The organism is Caballeronia sordidicola (genome assembly GCF_001544455.2).
Classification (GTDB): domain Bacteria; phylum Pseudomonadota; class Gammaproteobacteria; order Burkholderiales; family Burkholderiaceae; genus Caballeronia; species Caballeronia sordidicola.
Window position 1 is genome coordinate 114,636 of record NZ_FCOC02000006.1, and the last position, 14,244, is coordinate 128,879.

General features: G+C 58.9%; 14 protein-coding genes. 10 read left to right on the forward strand and 4 right to left on the reverse strand.

Annotated features, from left to right (window positions below; translation table 11 throughout):
• Positions 1-122: 122 nt before the first annotated feature.
• Positions 123-671, reverse strand: a complete 549-nt coding sequence (locus tag AWB64_RS12805) for an amino acid ABC transporter permease (RefSeq protein WP_060819431.1) — start codon at positions 669-671, stop codon at positions 123-125.
• Positions 672-705: 34 nt separating this feature from the next.
• Complete coding sequence (locus tag AWB64_RS12810) at positions 706-1,449, reverse strand: glutamate ABC transporter substrate-binding protein (RefSeq protein WP_060819432.1); 744 nt, start codon at positions 1,447-1,449, stop codon at positions 706-708.
• 144 nt (positions 1,450-1,593) lie between these two features.
• On the opposite strand from AWB64_RS12810, the gene AWB64_RS12815 reads away from it, so the two are divergent.
• The 8 genes from AWB64_RS12815 to AWB64_RS12850 all read left to right on the forward strand — a co-directional run bounded on the left by AWB64_RS12815 (position 1,594) and on the right by AWB64_RS12850 (position 8,822).
• Positions 1,594-1,938 carry a hypothetical protein gene (locus tag AWB64_RS12815; protein ID WP_060819434.1) on the forward strand — a complete coding sequence of 115 codons (345 nt, stop codon included), beginning with the start codon at positions 1,594-1,596 and terminating at the stop codon, positions 1,936-1,938.
• 38 nt (positions 1,939-1,976) lie between these two features.
• On the forward strand, positions 1,977-2,840 hold the full coding sequence (locus tag AWB64_RS12820) for an HTD2 family dehydratase (protein WP_060819436.1): 864 nt from the start codon (positions 1,977-1,979) through the stop codon (positions 2,838-2,840).
• Positions 2,837-4,096, forward strand: coding sequence for a CoA transferase (locus tag AWB64_RS12825; protein ID WP_060819438.1), 1,260 nt, complete (start codon positions 2,837-2,839; stop codon positions 4,094-4,096). The genes AWB64_RS12820 and AWB64_RS12825 overlap by 4 nt, the downstream gene beginning before the upstream one ends.
• 40 nt (positions 4,097-4,136) lie before the next feature.
• Positions 4,137-4,946, forward strand: coding sequence for an HpcH/HpaI aldolase/citrate lyase family protein (locus tag AWB64_RS12830; RefSeq protein ID WP_060819440.1), 810 nt, complete (start codon positions 4,137-4,139; stop codon positions 4,944-4,946).
• Positions 4,930-5,742: an SDR family NAD(P)-dependent oxidoreductase gene (locus AWB64_RS12835; RefSeq protein WP_244164052.1), complete on the forward strand. Its 813-nt coding sequence runs from the start codon at positions 4,930-4,932 to the stop codon at positions 5,740-5,742. Before AWB64_RS12830 ends, AWB64_RS12835 begins: the two co-directional genes overlap by 17 nt.
• Positions 5,743-5,879: 137 nt before the next feature.
• Positions 5,880-7,532: a GMC family oxidoreductase gene (locus tag AWB64_RS12840; RefSeq protein WP_060819444.1), complete on the forward strand. Its 1,653-nt coding sequence runs from the start codon at positions 5,880-5,882 to the stop codon at positions 7,530-7,532.
• A gap of 89 nt (positions 7,533-7,621) precedes the next feature.
• Entirely contained in the window at positions 7,622-7,987 is a 366-nt protein-coding gene (locus tag AWB64_RS12845) for an NIPSNAP family protein (protein ID WP_060819446.1), read from the forward strand.
• Between the two features lie 46 nt (positions 7,988-8,033).
• Positions 8,034-8,822: a 3-hydroxybutyrate dehydrogenase gene (locus AWB64_RS12850; protein WP_244164053.1), complete on the forward strand. Its 789-nt coding sequence runs from the start codon at positions 8,034-8,036 to the stop codon at positions 8,820-8,822.
• A 43-nt stretch (positions 8,823-8,865) separates the two neighbouring features.
• Here the strand turns inward: AWB64_RS12850 and AWB64_RS12855 are convergent, their stop codons facing one another.
• Complete coding sequence (locus tag AWB64_RS12855) at positions 8,866-10,002, reverse strand: MaoC family dehydratase (RefSeq protein ID WP_060819449.1); 1,137 nt, start codon at positions 10,000-10,002, stop codon at positions 8,866-8,868.
• A gap of 139 nt (positions 10,003-10,141) precedes the next feature.
• The gene (locus AWB64_RS12860; RefSeq protein ID WP_060819451.1) at positions 10,142-11,086 is read right to left on the reverse strand and encodes a LysR family transcriptional regulator; all 945 of its coding nucleotides are present in this window, start codon (positions 11,084-11,086) and stop codon (positions 10,142-10,144) included.
• Between the two features lie 359 nt (positions 11,087-11,445).
• On the opposite strand from AWB64_RS12860, the gene AWB64_RS12865 reads away from it, so the two are divergent.
• Complete coding sequence (locus AWB64_RS12865) at positions 11,446-12,687, forward strand: CaiB/BaiF CoA transferase family protein (RefSeq protein ID WP_060819452.1); 1,242 nt, start codon at positions 11,446-11,448, stop codon at positions 12,685-12,687.
• 29 nt (positions 12,688-12,716) lie between these two features.
• A complete protein-coding gene (locus tag AWB64_RS12870) occupies positions 12,717-14,225 on the forward strand; it encodes an aldehyde dehydrogenase (RefSeq protein WP_060819454.1) in 1,509 nt (502 codons plus the stop codon).
• Positions 14,226-14,244 lie beyond the last annotated feature (19 nt).

Genomic DNA, 14,244 nt, shown 5'->3' on the forward strand with positions numbered 1-14,244 from the left:
AGCTACGCGGGTTTAATCGTGGGTAATGGCTTGCTGAGCACGTTGGTTCGGGTCCGGATGGTCAATTCGGGTGTTTCCCGGTTGTCTTCCATGCACTACTGGCTTCATCGATCTGATTCCAATTACATCTGATGGAAATGGTCGTTGGCGAACTGCTCAGTGACTGTCAGAAGTTCCGCTACACCGAACGCGGACGCGATAGCCGTGCTCTTCACAAGCGCGATGAAAACGTTGATCAGCGGCGGGATCACGGTGCGCAATGCCTGCGGCAGCACAACCAGACGCAACGCACCAAAGAATGTCAGGCCAATGGAGCGCGCTGCTTCCGCTTGCCCAATTGCGACGCCGTTGCAACCGGCTCGAATGGCTTCGGCGAAGAAGGCCGTGTAGTACACCGACAGGGCGATCACGGCAAAAATGAAATAGGACAGCGACACGCCAAGCGAGGGCAACATAAACACCACGAAAAAAAACTGAATGGTGAGCGGTGTATTCCGAATAATCTCCACATAAACGGTGCCAAGCGTCCGTAACGTTGGCACCGGATAAATATGCATCACTGCTACGAGCAGGCCGCCGGCAATCGACAGCACGCCTGCGATCGCCGTCAGCGAGAGCGTGACGGCAACGCCTCCAAAGAAGACATTCAAATGCGCAAAGACTGTCGGCATGTGCAGAGCTTTTTAGCAGGATGGGAAAGGTTGCTCAGGTGCAAGGGTCGAATTCAGGCAATTTCCACGGCGTGTTCAGGTATTTACCGACCGATCCGTCATAGGCGGCCTTATAAGTGCCAGCCGTTCCCGCATCCCTAAGCGCACCGTCGATAAATTTGCAAAATTCGACGTCGCCCTTTTTGATGCCGATGCCCGAACGTTCCACTGTCAGGTGCTTGCCGACCAGTTCGAACTGGTCCGGCTCTTTCGCAACGTAGCCCAGTTCAACTGCCGCACCGATAACCGCGCCGTCGACGGAACCCTTTTTTATGGCCTCGCCGCATTTGGAGAAATCGTCGAAGGCGATCACGCGTGCCTTCGGGAAGCGGGTGTCCAGGGTCGTACGGCCCTCGCTGCCGTTCAGGACACAGATTTTCTTGCCGTCCATGTCTTCAGGCTGGTGGATCCCGGCTGGTTTACCCTTCTTGATCATGATGTCCTGCCCGTGGATCAAGTACGGCCCGGCAAAGCTGATTGCTTTGCGGCGTTCATCCGTGATGGCCAGCGTCGTGATCACCATGTCCGCCTTGCCTTGCTGGATGAATGGGACACGATTAGCGGATACCGTTTCCACCCATTCGATCTGAGCGGGCTTGAGTCCGAGCTTCGCGGCTATGATCATGCCGATGTCCACGTCGAAACTGACCGGCCGCCCGCTCAGATTGCGCAGTCCGAATAGAGGCTGATCAAACTTGGTTCCAATGCGGATCTTTCCCGATTTGACGATGTTCTCCATCGCCGAGCCAGGCGGATAGGCCTGTTGTGCATAAGGGTTCCCATTGCTAGTCTTAGCGTCTCATTTGCCGGTCCAGGCGTGTGTCCGATGATCCGTTGATGTCCCAATGAAGCCAAGAAGCGTTAGATCTGCTTGCGGATAATCGTGCAGCATAGTACTGCCGGGTCTCGTATACCCCAGGACCTTGCCCTCGGGATATTGGCTGCGCCCGTCGGCAATGATCGCTATTTCACCGCCGCCGATTGTTATATCAGTCTGGAGGAAGGACAAATTGTTGAGGAAGCTGCAGGTGCTTGCAAGTGCGTGAAGTTTTCGCGCAGCCGCGTTCCGCCCGTTTCCGCTGCTGCTCAACGTAGGAACCGCGATGGGAATGCTGAGAATTCAGGGCTTCAAGAAGACGATGAAGGCGAAGTGGATGGCGGGTGCATGAGCAAAAACAGCATAATCCGCAAGATAATTGTGTTTGTCAGGTTCAAGCCGCCCCCTTAATCTTGCTCGCATGGCAACGACGAATAGGGCATAGGGACATGGACGAAGATTCGTTGAGCGGCTGGATTGGAACCTCGGAGGTGCTGACCGATTCGCTGGACTCCGTTCGTTTCAACGCGGCTGCAGCAGCGCTCTTGACCGATGCTTCCAACCCGCTGCATGCCAGTAACTTGCCACCGCTATGGCATTGGATGTATTTCTGGTCGCCCGCGGCGCACGATGCGCTGGGTGACGATGGCCATCCGAAGAAGGGCGGCTTCTTGCCGCCAGTGAAATTGCCGCGCCGCATGTGGGCCGGCGGCAAGCTGGTTTTCAGGGGCACGCCCGTTATCGGCGATACGCTGACGCGGACTTCGACCGTGACCGCTATTCGAGAAGCCGCCGGCAGGTCCGGGCCGCTGGTGTTTGTCACGGTCAGGCATCAATACACGCGTGACGACGTGCTTCTTATCGAAGAGTATCAGGATATTGTGTATCGCGGTCGGCAAGGAATGGCGTCCGCGGCGTCTCAACCAAAAGAGGCGCCGAGCGACCATGCATGGAGCAGCAGCTTCACGCCCGACACGACACTTCTTTTCCGCTATAGCGCGCTGACATTCAACGGACATCGCATTCACTACGATCGCGATTATGCGATCTGTGAGGAAGGTTATGCCGGCCTTGTCGTGCAGGGCCCACTTGTTGCGACCCTGCTCGCCGGCTTCGCGCAACGACACCTGCGAATGCCGCTATCGAGCTTTGCGTTCAGGGGTATCCGGCCGCTCATGGACGGGGCTCCCGTGATGTTGTGCGGAAAGCCAGCGGTTGATGGATCCGGCGCGCATCTATGGACGCGCGACGCGCACGGATTCGTCACGATGGAAGCGACCGCGACGGTCGGACATTTGAACTCCCAATCATGAGTTATCCATTTCTTAACGAGGTCCGGGTCATCGAAAGCTCGGCGTTCATTGCGGCGCCGCTGGCGGGGTTGACGTTGTCTCAGTTTGGCGCGGACGTGATCCGGATCGATATGATCGGCGGGGGTATCGACTATGCGCGCATGCCCTTGGCACCGTCGGGACGCAGCCTCTACTGGACCGGCCTGAACAAGGAGAAGAGATCCATTGCGATCGATATTCGCCAGCCTCGCGGTCGTGAGCTCGTCCAGCAACTGGTTACGGCACCCGGCAATGACGGAGGAATCTTGCTGACCAACGTGGGCGTTCCATGGCTCAGTCATGCGACGCTCGCGGCGCAGCGCGATGATTTAATCAGTTGTACGATACAAGGTAACTTCGACGGCTCAACGGCGGTGGATTACACGGTCAATTGCGCAACAGGATATCCATTCGTCCAAGGTAAGCGTGAACATCCAGCAAGCCACGCGCATCCGACGCCAGTGAACAGCACGTTCCCCGCATGGGACGCATGCTGCGCATACCAGGCCGCGCTGGCGGTGACATGCGCTGTGATGGCGCGCCGCGCGACAGGTGCAGGTTCTGAGCTGAAAATTGCGCTCTCCGACGTCGCGTTCTCGATGCTTTCTCATCTCGGCATCATGACCGAAGCCGAAGTGCTCGGACGCGAGCGCGAACCCATTGGCAACTTCATTTATGGCGCCTTTGGCCGGGACTTCGTGACGCGCGATGGCAAGCGGCTGATGATTGCCGGCATATCGGCGGGGCAATGGAAAGCACTGGTCGAGGCTTGCGAACTCGCCGGTCCGATTGCGGAACTATCCGCGCGGCTGGACAAGGACCTGAATAAGGAATCGCATCGATACGAAGCGCGTGAAGCCATCGCGGTGCTTATCGAGCGGTGGTTCGCTGCGCGCTCCTACAACGAGATCGAACAACGTTTCAATGCATCGCGTGTGTGCTGGGGACCGTACCGCGGCGTCTGCGAACTGTTGCGTGACGACAATCGCGTCGGTGCCAACAATCCGCTGTATCAGCGCGTTAGCACGGAGGGCGTTGGTGAACACTGGGCCGCTGGCACGCCCGTGCGCGCCGAAGGAGTGGCTCGTAGCGAAGTGCGTCCTGCGGCGCTGCTCGGGCAGCATACGGACGAGGTGCTGAGCAGCGTGCTCGGCCTGGATAGCGCAGCCGTGGGCAAGCTTCACGATGCCGGTATTGTCGCCGGTCCCAAGTCGGATCCAACCGTTCTCCATCGATAATCCCACGATGCCCTCATTTCCGTCTCCAAGCCGTGGGACCATGGACGCCACGCTCATTCGCTCCTATCTCTTTGTTCCCGCGACGCATCCCGCGCGTTTCGCCAAGGCAGCGGCCTCGGGGGCGGACGCCGTCATCATCGATCTGGAAGATGCCGTGTCCCCCGACGCGAAAGACGATGCCCGCAATGCCGCCTGTGCGTTCTTCGATGCCGGCGGTCATGCGCTGCTGCGCGTGAACGCTGCGGACACCGCGTGGTTTGCGCAGGACATGGCGTTATGCGCATCGGCGGGCGTGACGGGCATTGTATTGCCGAAAGCCGAGGGCGCGCGTGAACTCGACGCCGTTCGAAACGCGTTGCACGAAGCCAAACCTGTCCTGCCGATCATCGAGACCGCTGCGGGGATTGCGAATGCAGGAAGCATCGCCGCAGACCCGCAGACGGTGCGGCTGCTCTTCGGCACGGTCGATTTTTGTCTCGACCTGAACGTGCAAGGAGACGGCGAAGAACTGTTGTTCTATCGATCACTGCTTGTGCTTGCCTCGCGGCTTGGCGGCATAGACATGCCTGTCGATGGCCCCGCCCTATCCATTCACGAGCCTGAGGCATTGCAGCGCGCTTGCGAACATGCAAGGCGCATTGGGTTTGGCGGCAAACTCTGTATTCATCCCGCGCAAGTGGCCGATGTGAACCGATGCTTCTCTCCATCGGACGCCGAGCTGGAGTGGGCCGCGCGTGTAGTGGATCGGGCGGGCAGCGGCGCTGGTGCGTTTTCGCTCGATGGAAAGATGGTGGATGCGCCAGTCATAGAACGAGCCGCGAGGATACTTAGCCGTGCACGCACCGCATAAAGAAGAATGTCTGGACCATTGCAAGGACCCCATGCGGCAATTCAGGCTGGATGGAAAGGTGGCGCTCGTGACCGGCGCAGGCGAAGGGATTGGCGCCGCGATTGCATTGGCTTTCGCAGAAGCGGGAGCCAACGTGATACTCGTCGCGCGAACCGTGTCGAAGCTCGAAGAGGTAGCGGCTCAGGCACGCAAGGCCGGACCCGGGCGCGTGATGGTCGCGCCGTGCGACGTCACCCACAACGACGCGATGCGCGCGCTGATCGGCACGCTGCCATCGCTTGATATCGCGATCAACAATGCAGGCACCAATTATCCGGGGCCGTTCGTCGACGTTTCGGCGGAGCACCTCGACACCATGCTCACGCTGAACGTACGCTCGTATTTCGTCGTGGCCCAGGCGGCCGTCAAGAAGATGCTGGAAAGCAATACGGCCCGATCCGGAGGGCGCAGCGTCATCAATATCTCCTCGCAAATGGGACATGTCGGTGCGCCCGAGCGCAGCGCCTACTGCATGACCAAGCACGCCGTTGAAGGCTTGACGAAAGCCATGGCGGTCGAGCTTGCGCAGCGCAACATCCGCGTCAACAGCATTGCGCCGACTTTCATCGATACCCCTCTGATTCGCCGTATTGTGGACACGCACGAGAAGCATGTCGCGCTCGTCTCGTGCATACCGCTCGCGCGTCTTGGCTGCGTGGAAGACGTGGCCAGCGCCGCGGTTTATCTGGCGTCGCCGGCTGCCGCCATGATCACCGGGACGTGTCTTGCGACCGACGGAGGGTGGACCGCGCAATGATTCCATGCTGCACGATTGATCGGCTAAACCGAAGAATCGTCAAGACTATTGTGATAGTAGGCGCACGCGTCCGTGCGTAAAGTACGTACATAGGAAAGTTTTTGTTTGACCGATAAAGAAGGAGCGCAGCAGGCAAGATGACAACGACTAAACAATACGATTACATCATTGTCGGCGCGGGGTCTGCGGGATGTGTGCTGGCGAACCGGTTATCCGCCGATCGCACCACCCGCGTGCTGCTGCTCGAGGCGGGTCCTGCAGACGACAAACTGTGGATTCGCATTCCAGCCGGCATGACACGCCTGATCTCGGACCCGAAGGTGAACTGGCGATATTCCACGTGCAAGGAGCCGGGACTCAATGATCGCGTGCTTGCTTGTCCGCGTGGTAAGACACTGGGCGGTTCAAGCTCAATCAACGGCCTGGTCTACATGCGCGGTCACCCGGACGACTATGATCACTGGCGCGACCTCGGAAATCGCGGCTGGGGTTGGTCCGACGTGCTGCCGCTCTACAAGAAGAGCGAGAACTACGAAGGCGGCAGCAGTATGTATCACGGTGGTACGGGCGAACTGAGCGTGGAGGACTTGAAATCGCCGCACGAGGCGTCGCGGGCATTCGTTGAAGCCGGGCAACGCATTGGCATCAAGCTGAATCGGGACTTTAGCGGCGCCACGCACGAAGGCATCGGGTTCCTGCAATTGAACCTCCGATCAGGCGTACGCGAATCCGCGGCCACCGCGTTCCTCAACCCCGTCAAGAAGCGCCCGAATCTGGAAATCTGCGTGAACGCGCGCGTGCAGCGTGTGTTGACCGAAGGACGTCGCGCGATCGGGGTACGCTTCACGGCCGATGGCGCCACCCATGAGGCGCGAGCGCACGAAGTCATTTTGTCTGGCGGAGCGATCAACTCGCCCCAGCTTCTCATGCTCTCCGGAATCGGACCTGCCGATCATTTGCGTTCGCTGGGTATTGGCGTTGTGCATGACTTGCCGGGCGTGGGAGAGAACCTCCACGACCACACCTATGTGCATTATCTTGCGCAGGTATCGCCCGAATTTTCAATCAACCGGAAGATCTCCTCGAATTTGAGACTGCTGCCCCACGTGTTGCGTTACATCACAACACGTCAGGGTTTGCTGACGAGCGCGGCCGCGCAGGTTGGCGCATATCTTCGTTCGGACCCGAGCCTGAATCGCCCCGACTTGCAGATGCAGTTCCGTCCGTTCAGCATTCTGGTGCGCAAGGACGGCACGATATCGGCCGAAAACGTCCCTGCGGTCACGGCATCGTGCAGCCAGAGCAGGCCGCAGTCGCGTGGACGTCTTTGGCTCGATTCATCGGACCCGATGGTGGCGCCGCAGATCTTGTTCAACTATCTTACGGCGCAAACCGATCGTCAGGTGCTGATGGCAGGAGTGCGGTGGATGCGCAAGGTATTTGCCGCCGAGCCGTTTGCCAGTCATGTCGTGAAAGAAACAGTGCCAGGTCTTGGCGTAAGTTCGGACGAAGATCTGATGGCTTATCTGCGTGCCAATGCGCAGCCGATGTATCACCCGGTCGGAAGCTGCAAGATGGGCCACGACGCCATGGCGGTGGTGGACGACCGTCTGCGCGTACATGGCATTGGAAATCTCCGCGTAGTCGATGCCTCGATCATGCCGAGCATCACATCCGGCAATACCAATGCGCCGACCATCATGATTGCGGAAAAGGCGTCGCAGATGATTCTGGAAGACGCACGGCGCGGGCGCGCCGAGATTCCGGTAAGCGTGTCCGAGCATGCCTGAGCGTAAACGGTCGTTCTGAAATCGATGAATCGGGGAGTCTCTTCGGTTCAAATCAATATAGTTAGTACAACACATAGGATATTCAGATCATGTTTGTTGAAGAAAGAATCTATACAATCATCCCGGGAAAAACGCCTGATTTCCTGAAGCTATACGAGGAAGAGGGCATGGCGATCCAGGCGCGGCATCTTCCCGCCATGGTGGGCTATTACTCGTCAGATATCGGCACGTTGAATCTGATCGTACATTTGTGGGCGTTCGACGACATCAACCAGCGTGTGGCGTTGCGCGCCCAGATGGTCGCCGACCCGGACTGGCAGGACTATCTGAAAAAACTCATGCCACTGATCCTGCATCAGGAATCACGCATCCTGCGTCCCGCCTCATTCTTTGAAGGCAGGCTGCAAACGATTATCGATGCAGGGAAAAAGAAGCTCAATGCACAACCTGCCTGAGCATTGCGGACATGACTTCCGACCCGTTCCTATTTGAATGACTCTCATGAACACGCTGAAAAACAAGGTTGCACTCGTTACGGGCTCGACCAGTGGAATTGGTCTTGGCATTGCGCGATGTCTGGCTGAAGCCGGCACCGACGTCATGCTCAACGGCTTTGGCGACGCCCGCTCCGTCGAATCCCAACGCGCGGAACTGGCTGCGGAGTTTGGTTGCCGCGTAGCTTACAGCGCGGCCAACATGGCCAACGCCGCCGAGGTTCGCGAACTGATCGCGCAATGCACACGCGAGCTCGGGCAGGTGGATATCCTCGTGAATAACGCGGGCATCCAGTTCACGTCGCCAATCGATGAATTTCCCGACGAGAAATGGGACGCCATCATTGCGACCAACCTATCGTCGAATTTTCATTCCATCAAGGCCGTGTTGCCCCAGATGAAAGAGCGCAACTGGGGGCGCATCGTGAATATCGCGTCGGCGCATGCACTGGTGGCCTCGGTCACCAAGTCTGCGTATGCAGCGGCGAAACATGGGGTGATCGGACTAACCAAAGTGGTTGCGCTGGAAACAGCCCGGACCGGCGTTACTTGCAATGCGATTTGCCCGGGCATGATCCTGACGCCGCTGGTACAAAAGCAGATAGACGACTGGGCCGAGCGCGACGGCATATCAAAGGAACGGGCTCAGGAACTGATGATCGCGGAAAAAATCCCGACAGGTCAGTTCCAGACAGCCGCGCAGATTGGCGCGCTGGTCGTGTTTCTGTGCTCCGAAGCGGCGGGACAGGTTCGAGGCGCGGCCATGCCAGTCGATGGCGGATGGACTGTGCAGTAAAGGCCGCGCGCATCGTCGCTCGCAGCCGGTCACGGACGATGCGTCAGCTATGGCGCAGGCGCGCTCCTTGAGCGCGTGGCATCAACACGGTGTAGTCCAGGTCGAGAACAACGCCAGGGTGATAAGCCGGCACGCCGTCGGTCTCTTCAATCGCTCGTTCAACCTTCGAAGGCGAGGTGTTCTTCAGACCAACCAGACGCAAACGAAGCGCTGCGACGTCGGTACGTCCGGGAAGTTTCCATTTGTCTACGACCTCGGAGTAGGCATACAAGGTATCGCCTGCAACGATTGCCGCAACGTGCGTGCCGGCGTTGATCGCAAGAATGGACAGCACGTTTTCCAGGCCATCATACGCGAGCGCGCGGCAAACGGAGATCACGTGGCCCCCGTAGACGAGCCGCCGCCCCACGCGCGAATCCCTCATCGCGAGTGCGTCGAAGTGAGGACGCGCGTTGTTCTGATATAGCCGCGTGGCGAGCATGTGCTCCGCTTCCTCAACGGTCGCGCCCGATGGATGATTGATGCGCTCGCCGACCGCATAGTCCTCCCAGAAATCGAGCGACCCGGTCGTCTCGCCCAGTTCCTGAATCGCTTCGCTCGAGCGCAGGCGTGCATGCGGCAGGAGTTTGTCGGTGGGAACGAACGCCGATAACGCGGGGACGCGATGTTCTTTTGAAGCCGCTTTGCGCGCCGTGTCTTCGGGCGTGGAAGCAGTTTTTCCCTGTACTCGTTTGTGAACCATCACCCATCGCACCCAAGTGATCACCGGATGGTCGTCCTCGCGATATGCAGTAGAGCGGACATACACCACGCCGCTCTTGCCGCTCGAATTCTCTTTCAAGCCGATCACCACGCTTTCGCAGTGCAGCGTGTTGCCGGCATAGACGGGGCACAAAAAACGCGCTTCCGCGTAACCCAGGTTCGCGATTGCGTTCATCGAAATGTCGGGAACTGTCTTGCCAAAAGCGATATTGAAGACGAGCAAGTCGTCGATGGGGCGGCTTGTAAAGCCGAGTTCTTGAGCCGCCGTTGCTGACGAGTGTGTGATGGCGCGGCTGCCCGTGAGCGCGACGTACATGGACGCATCGCCTTCGGTGACGGTACGCGGCGTGCCATGCCGGATGACCTGGTCCAGATGAAAATCCTCGAAGAAATTGCCGCGGCGTTCCTTGTCTGCCATGGTGCCGTTCCTCGCTTGTGGGTGCGTACCCGCGGATGCGGGCCGAATCATGTCGGGTGACTTTAAGCTGAGCGCGGGCTGCGGACAAACGAGGTTATTGCGTTGATTATGCGGTTTTTCCGCTTAACCACGATCCGGTTCATTCCATCGCATAAGCGGGCTTGGCTGTGACCGGGCCGCCGATCAGTTGCTTGAGCAACTGGACAAGCCGTCCGGAAGCGGGTGACAAGCTTCGGCCGCGCGTGGTGATGACCGCGATCTGACGTGCGAGCGGGGGGTTGACGATCCGCAGCACATAGGTGGTGGGATCGGGTTCGGCGGGCAGCGCGATTTCCGGCAGGATGGCCGCGCCGAGGCCCGCATTGGCCATCGATATTAGAGTCTGCGCCTGCGTGAACTGGTAACGGGTCGTGAATGACAGATGCCGCTCGGACATGATCTCCTCAAGCATTGAACGCAAGGCCGTTGCGCGGTTGAGTACCAGCAGCGGCATGTTGGTAAGTGTCGCGAGATCAATGGTCTTGCGGCTTGTCGCGATGAAGCGTTTGGGCACGAGCGCGTAAAACGCGTCGGTCAGAACGGGTTCGAAATGAAACTCCGGAACGTTCACTATAGGGCCGATTCCGAAGTCGACCTCGCGTTTTCGGACGCTGTCGAAGAGCGCTTCGGAAGTCAGCTCGCGCACGAAGATATCGACGCCCGGGTACTCTCGCTCGAACTCCGCGAGCACCGGGGCAAGGCGCGTTTCGGCAATGGTCGGCGAACACGATAACGACACACGTCCGCGCCGGATGTCCGCGAGTTCCTGGATCTTCCGCAAGCCTGAATCGACTTCCAGCAACGCTCGTTGTGCGCACTGCAGCAACTCGTCGCCTTCATCTGTCAGACGCACGCTGCGAGTTGTCCGATGAAACAGGTCCACGCCAAGCTGCAGTTCGAGCTGACGGATTTGAGAACTGATCGCGGACTGAGACTTGAAAGATTTTTCCGCTGCGATTCGGAAACTGCCGTGCTCGCCGACCAGGATAAAAGTCTGCAGGAGCTTGAGGTTGATGTTCTTGAGCGGCTTGATGGAAGGCTTCATTCGACACCAAGGGGAGGGCCGGGAAAACCGCATAATAAGCGCGATAGAACAGAAAGTGTGGACGCAATCGAACACTACAGATTTACCCTTATCTCCTGCGCGCCAAGTCCGCTCGCCAACCGTTTGCTTCGGATCACTGAAAGCCGAGTGGCGTATCGGGGACGTCCTGTCATGACTTCGAGAGCCGCTTGCACCAAGCGTTTGAGACACATTCGAACCCTTGTGAAAGGTGTTTTTATTATGCGGTTGAATCGCATAATAATGAAGATAAATGCGTTTGTCGGGCCCAAGGAGCGGTCGTAAAGTCTGTGTCCATTAGAGCGGGAAGTCTTCGAACCGTTAAAGGACAAGGACAAACGATGGCATTGGACAAGTCAGCAGCAGCGCACTCCGCGGACAATGGCCCCAGCGCGCCAGCAGCGTTACGCAACCTGAAGGTCCTCGACATAGCGACCTTTGTTGCGGCTCCTTTCTGCGGCACCATCCTTGCGGATTTTGGCGCTGAGGTGATCAAGATCGAACAGCCTAAAACGGGAGACGCGCTGCGTCAGTTCGGAACCGTCACCGAATGCGGCGACAGTCTCGTATGGTTGAGCGAGTCGAGAAACAAGAAGACCGTCACGCTTGATCTGCGCAAACCCGAAGGCGCTGATGTGTTCCGCAAGCTTGTAGCGCAGTCGGACATCGTGCTCGAAAACTTTCGTCCTGGCACGCTGGAGCGCTGGGGACTTGGTTTCGAGGCGCTTCGCGAGATAAATCCCGGCCTGATCATGCTGCGCATCAGCGCGTACGGGCAAACAGGTCCGAAACGGGAAGAGCCTGGCTTCGCGCGCATTGCGCATGCGTTCGCCGGGCTTTCATATCTGGCTGGAGAATCCGATGGTCCGCCGGTCGTCCCTGGCTCGACCTCGATGGCTGACTATATCTCGGGCATGTGGGGCGCTATTGGCGTGCTCACGGCATTGCGCGCCCGTGATCAAAGCGGCAGGGGGCAGTTCATCGATATCGGCCTGTACGAGTCTGTCTTTCGCCTGCTCGATGAGATTGCACCGGCGTTCGCCAAATACGGTTCAGTGCGAGGCCGCATGGGCGCGGATACGGTCAATGTCGTCCCGCATAGCCACTATCGGACGCGCACGGGCGAATGGGTCGCGCTTGCGTGTACCAACGACAAGATGTTCGAGCGGCTGACTGTCGTGATGGGCCGTCCCGAACTATACGAGGAATTCAGGACCAGCGTTATCCGCGTGGCGAACCGCGATCGCGTCAATGCGCTCGTCGCCGATTGGATGGCGTCATGCACGCTTGAAGAAGTGATCGATAAAACCCGCGAGGGCGGCGTGCCATGTGCGCAGATTTACTCGATTCGAGAGATATTCGAGGATCCGCAGTATGCGGCGCGCGGCAATCTGCTGAAGGTGGACGATCCGCGTGCGGGCCCGCTGACCGTGCCTGCCGCTGTACCACGGATGTCCGAAACCCCGGCCACGTTCAGGCACGCAGGTCGCGCTCTCGGCGCAGACAACGCCGAGATCTATGCAAAGTACCTCAATCTGACTGAAGAGGATTTGCGGGTACTGACCGATCTTGGCGTGATCTGACCATGGCCTCTCAGTCAGGAGTATCGAGTATGAACACGGCAACAAAAGCGGCGGCAGGACTTGAGCGGTACCGGATGTATATCGGTGGCGAGTGGACTGATGCTGCGGACGGCGAGACGTTCGAGACCACCGATCCATACACCATGCAGGCCTGGGCGACACTGCCGCGCGGCCGCAAGGTGGACGCGGAGCGCGCGGTGCAAGCAGCCGACAAGGCTTTTAACTCAGGGCCGTGGTCAGCCATGAAAGCGAGTGCACGCGGGTTGCTGCTGCACAGGCTGGCGGATCTCATTGTGCGCGATGCCGACAAGCTTGCGCGGATCGAAGTGCGCGACAACGGCAAGCTGATCACGGAGATGCGGGCCCAAACCGGCTATCTGCCCGAATACTTCCGCTACTTCGGGGGCCTTGCGGACAAGATAGAAGGCGCGGTCTTGCCCATCGACAAGTCCGACACGTTCAACTACACCACACATGAGCCGCTTGGCGTGTGCGTGGCGATCACGGCGTGGAATTCTCCGCTCCTGCTCGCTGTCAACAAGCTCGCGCCCGGACTCGCGGCTGGCAATACCTTTGTGCTGAAGCCGTCCGAATACACGTCGGCTTCTGCACTCGAACTGGCCAAGCTCTTCGAAGAAGCCGGCTTTCCTCCCGGCGTGCTCAACGTGGTGACGGGGTACGGCGCGGAAGTCGGGGCGCCGCTTGTCGAGCACAAGAAGGTAGCAAAGATCGGTTTCACCGGCAGTGAGTTTGGCGGCCAGAAGATCTACGAAGCAGCGGCGCGAGACTTCAAGCACGTCACGCTGGAACTGGGCGGCAAATCGGCGAACATCGTTTTCGCGGATGCGAATCTCGACGACGCCGTGAAGGGCGCCATCTCCGGCATCTTCGCGGCGACGGGCCAGACCTGCGTAGCCGGCTCGCGCCTCTTGGTGCAAGACAGCATCTACGATGAATTCGTGGACCGGCTAGTCGCATTTGCCCGCAGCGCGCGCATGGGTGACCCGTCCGATCGCGCGACACAAGTAGGTCCGGTCACCACACCGCCGCAATACGAAAAGATCCTGGAATACATCGGCATTGCCCGCAATGAAGGCGCGCAATGCCGGCTTGGCGGGAACGCGTCTACACGTCCGGAATGCGGCGCAGGACTTTTTGTCGAGCCGACCATTTTCTCCGAGGTGCGCAACGACATGCGCATTGCGCAGGAAGAGGTATTCGGACCGGTGCTGAGCTGCATCCGGTTCAAGGATGACGACGAGGCCGCGGCAATTGCCAACGACAGTCTTTATGGACTGGCTGCCGGTGTCTGGACGTCCGACTTGCGGCGCGCGCTCGAGTTTCCAAAGCGCCTGAAGGTGGGGATGGTATGGGTGAACATGTACCGCGCAGTCAGCTACATGTCGCCGTTTGGCGGCTACAAGCGTTCGGGCATTGGCCGCGAGAACGGCATGGACGCGATCCGCGAATACCTGCAGACGAAAAGCGTGTGGATCAGCACGGCGAAGGAGACACCCGACCCTTTCGTGATCCGCTAACGCCCGATGCTATCTACTA

Excerpts from the sequence above, each read along its gene's own strand:
- AWB64_RS12850 (WP_244164053.1), top strand. The coding sequence starts at position 8,034 with ATGAACACGCTGAAAAACAAGGTTGCACTCGTTACGGGCTCGACCAGT.
- AWB64_RS12810 (WP_060819432.1), bottom strand. The coding sequence starts at position 1,449 with ATGGAGAACATCGTCAAATCGGGAAAGATCCGCATTGGAACCAAGTTT.
- AWB64_RS12855 (WP_060819449.1), bottom strand. The coding sequence starts at position 10,002 with ATGGCAGACAAGGAACGCCGCGGCAATTTCTTCGAGGATTTTCATCTG.
- AWB64_RS12845 (WP_060819446.1), top strand. The coding sequence starts at position 7,622 with ATGTTTGTTGAAGAAAGAATCTATACAATCATCCCGGGAAAAACGCCT.
- AWB64_RS12805 (WP_060819431.1), bottom strand. The coding sequence starts at position 671 with ATGCCGACAGTCTTTGCGCATTTGAATGTCTTCTTTGGAGGCGTTGCC.
- AWB64_RS12870 (WP_060819454.1), top strand. The coding sequence starts at position 12,717 with ATGAACACGGCAACAAAAGCGGCGGCAGGACTTGAGCGGTACCGGATG.
- AWB64_RS12820 (WP_060819436.1), top strand. The coding sequence starts at position 1,977 with ATGGACGAAGATTCGTTGAGCGGCTGGATTGGAACCTCGGAGGTGCTG.
- AWB64_RS12865 (WP_060819452.1), top strand. The coding sequence starts at position 11,446 with ATGGCATTGGACAAGTCAGCAGCAGCGCACTCCGCGGACAATGGCCCC.
- AWB64_RS12860 (WP_060819451.1), bottom strand. The coding sequence starts at position 11,086 with ATGAAGCCTTCCATCAAGCCGCTCAAGAACATCAACCTCAAGCTCCTG.
- AWB64_RS12830 (WP_060819440.1), top strand. The coding sequence starts at position 4,137 with ATGGACGCCACGCTCATTCGCTCCTATCTCTTTGTTCCCGCGACGCAT.
- AWB64_RS12840 (WP_060819444.1), top strand. The coding sequence starts at position 5,880 with ATGACAACGACTAAACAATACGATTACATCATTGTCGGCGCGGGGTCT.
- AWB64_RS12825 (WP_060819438.1), top strand. The coding sequence starts at position 2,837 with ATGAGTTATCCATTTCTTAACGAGGTCCGGGTCATCGAAAGCTCGGCG.